The sequence below is a fragment of the Piscirickettsia salmonis LF-89 = ATCC VR-1361 genome (genome assembly GCF_000297215.2).
Classification (GTDB): Bacteria; Pseudomonadota; Gammaproteobacteria; order Piscirickettsiales; family Piscirickettsiaceae; genus Piscirickettsia; species Piscirickettsia salmonis.
Map to the genome: position 1 here is coordinate 1 of NZ_AMFF02000274.1, position 877 is coordinate 877.

The following is an 877-nucleotide window of genomic DNA, read 5'->3' on the forward strand; positions in this document are numbered from 1 at the left end:
TCAGATGACGGAGGGCGGTTTCCTGCTTACTTGGCGCAACCTGATATTGCTGAGCGTGTTGGTTTGGCGATGGTTCAGCAAAAAGAAGAAAACCAAAAGAGTGATCAAGGTGATTTAACGGCTCGACCTATAGAGCAGCATATGGACTTTTTGTTCAATACAGAGTGGTATTTAGGATATAAAAAAACAGTTTCGACAGGACCTTCATTCTCAGCACGGTTGGCGTTAAGGGATATTGTTGATGAGCTGATAATGGATACAGATTCAAATGCCTACTGCCTTGGATTATCACAGTTAAAGCATGCAGTGGTTGTATTTAAGGTTGCTGGAAAAATTTGTTACTTTGACTCTAACTCTGGTGTATTTGCATTGCCTAATACAAAAGTTGAATCGATTATAGCTGAAGAGTTGGCTGTATTGATTGAAAGCGATTTGCAAGGTAATCATGAACTAGAAGAAGAGATTATATCTTGTGTTGATAAGCTAAATATCGGTGTAGTCGAGGTAAGAAAGCTTAATATTCCTTTTGTGCTGACAGCAGCAGAAGCTGAGCTTGGCCGGAGTCAAGAGGAATGGCGGACTTCTGAATTGGTGTTGCGCCACCAAAGGCAGCAAGAGCTTGAGCTTGAGCAAGAACAGAGCCATGAACAAGAGCTATTGAGAAAGTCTGAAAAATTAGAGAGAATGTCAGGCTTATTTACAAAAGCGAGTACGAAGTCACCGGCCCCTGCGACTCTTTTTGAAGGTCGCAATGATGCGTTTATGAGCGGCTGGGAACTTGAGTGTGCAGATCAGATTAACCAAGCAGAGAGAGCTGATTTTTGTGAACCAGTCATCGAGGAAGCGGTGCCAGCAATGCCTCCGCTGCGAGCCATGG

1 protein-coding gene is annotated in these 877 nt (G+C 43.4%); it reads left to right on the top strand.

Features of this window, described 5'->3' with window-relative positions; translation table 11 throughout:
- The coding region (locus C200_RS15950) for a hypothetical protein (RefSeq protein WP_033923866.1) at nt 1-877 on the top strand (877 nt) is incomplete at both ends.